Source organism: Romboutsia sp. 13368, assembly GCF_018336475.1.
Lineage (GTDB): Bacteria > Bacillota > Clostridia > Peptostreptococcales > Peptostreptococcaceae > Romboutsia.
The window spans coordinates 1,674,786-1,676,802 of record NZ_CP048741.1; the positions used below are offsets into that span (position 1 = coordinate 1,674,786).

3 protein-coding genes are annotated in these 2,017 nt (G+C 23.8%); 2 read left to right on the top strand and 1 reads right to left on the bottom strand.

Annotated features, from left to right (window positions below; all coding sequences use genetic code 11):
• Positions 1–48: 48 nt before the first annotated feature.
• Together G3997_RS06765 and G3997_RS06770 are read left to right on the top strand one after the other, a co-directional pair.
• Complete coding sequence (locus tag G3997_RS06765; protein WP_296644724.1) at positions 49–744, top strand: superoxide dismutase; 696 nt, start codon at positions 49–51, stop codon at positions 742–744.
• Between the two features lie 74 nt (positions 745–818).
• Positions 819–1,355, top strand: coding sequence for a metal-dependent hydrolase (locus G3997_RS06770; RefSeq protein WP_296644726.1), 537 nt, complete (start codon positions 819–821; stop codon positions 1,353–1,355).
• An 18-nt stretch (positions 1,356–1,373) separates the two neighbouring features.
• On the opposite strand, the gene G3997_RS06775 is transcribed toward G3997_RS06770, so the two are convergent.
• Positions 1,374–1,943 (bottom strand): TVP38/TMEM64 family protein, encoded by a 570-nt coding sequence (locus tag G3997_RS06775; protein WP_296644728.1) that lies wholly within the window; start codon positions 1,941–1,943, stop codon positions 1,374–1,376.
• Positions 1,944–2,017 lie beyond the last annotated feature (74 nt).

Sequence of the window (2,017 nt, forward strand, 5' to 3'; positions counted from 1 at the left end):
TAAATTTTTTTATCTTATTTTAAGCATACTACTATAAGAGGTGATTTTATGAAGAAAAAATTATTATCAGCAGTATTATCATTTTTATTTATATTTTTAACAACTTCTAATTCCTTAKGTTTTGCACCAGAATTTAAACCATTTGAAGTTAAACCATTAAGCTACTCATATGATGCATTAGAACCATACATAGACAAAGAAACTATGATAATTCACCATGACAAGCATTACAAAAATTACGTTGATAAATTAAATGATGCTATAAAAAAATACCCTAGCTTATACTCTTATAGCTTAACTGACTTATTAACTAACTTAGATTCTCTCCCTGAAAGTGTTTGTCAAACAATAAAAAATAATGGTGGTGGAGCTTATAATCATGAATTTTTCTTTGATATAATGACTAATAAAAAAACAAGTCCTTCTGGTGAACTTGAAAAATCTATAAATAGAGATTTTGGTTCTTTTGATAAATTTAAAGAAGAATTTAAAAAAGCTGCACTAGATGTTTTCGGTTCTGGATGGGCATGGCTTGTATCTGATAATAACGGAAATTTATGTATAATAAAAACACAAAATCAAGATACACCTATAAGCCAAAACTTAAAACCTATTATAGGAATAGATGTGTGGGAACATGCATATTATCTTCGATACCAAAATAATCGAGGTAATTATATAGATAATTGGTTTAACGTAGTAAATTGGGATAAAGCTCTTTCAAATTATAATAATATTAAATAGTATAATTTGTAAAATTTTCATATTTCCTATATAATTAAGTAAATCATCATGTACTTATCATCATAGGAGGACTAATGGTAAAAGAAACTCATATAAAGGGTGGCTATTTATTTGCACTATTAATGTTACCTTTAATTGATAATAAATATTTATTTACTTATGAACCTATTTATAGACTAATATTATTAATTATATATATAGCTTTTTCATATATAGGTTCATTAATTCCAGATATAGATATGCGTGGCTCTTATGCAAGTAAAACATTCCCTACAGTATATAAAGTCTTTGGATCAAGATTTAGACATAGAAGTTTTACTCATAGTCTACTATTTTTATATCTGCTATGTTGTTTTTCTAGAATAATATTAAGTTATACAGATAATAATATAGTTTTTATATCCTCATTTAGTGGATGTATAATAGGTTGTTTATCTCATACAATATTAGATTTATTCACAAAAGAAGGTGTAGAACTACTTTATCCAATAGATATTAATTTTTCAGTAATGCCACTAAAAACTGGTTCTAAGACAGAAAAATTAATATGTAAGATTTTGAATTTTATAGTTATATTTTTATTAGGATATAGATTTTATATATTAATATAAAATCTATATCCTAATCTATTATTCATTTATATCTAATCTATTATTAACTTTATTACCTATCTTCCAAGCTAAAAATACTAAAAGTACAAAGAATGCTATCTTTATTGGATTTCTTATAAAACTAATTATATCACTAGCTGGATAACTTATAACTAAAAACATAACAAATTTTCCAGATAACATAGCAGGCACAAAGCTTTTTGTATGTCTATCACTTAGTGCTGATGCTATAGTAACTAGAAATCCTGGTATAAATGGACAACAATATACTATAAATAATAATTTAAATCCTTGTCTATTAATCCAATCTATAATTTTATTTACTCTTTTATTTTTAAACTTTTTTATATGCATATTATTTTTAAATATTTTAACTAATGAAAATAATCCTATAGTACCTAAACTTGAACCTATCCAGGATATTATCATCCCTTTAAATAATCCTAAAATTATCGCATTTCCAGTTACAATACCTATTAAAGGTAATACAGGTATAAAACTTTCAATAAAACAAGTAACTAAACCGACTAACATTGTTAAAATCCAATAGTCTTGTGATATATAATATAAATTTTGAATATATTCCATAAGTATTTCTCCTTATAATATTTAATAATTTTAGTATACATTATTTATWTTTAAATTTGTTATATTAACTAAAA

Coding starts and splice junctions, on each gene's coding strand:
- G3997_RS06770 (WP_296644726.1), top strand. CDS start 819: ATGGTAAAAGAAACTCATATAAAGGGTGGCTATTTATTTGCACTATTA.
- G3997_RS06775 (WP_296644728.1), bottom strand. CDS start 1,943: ATGGAATATATTCAAAATTTATATTATATATCACAAGACTATTGGATT.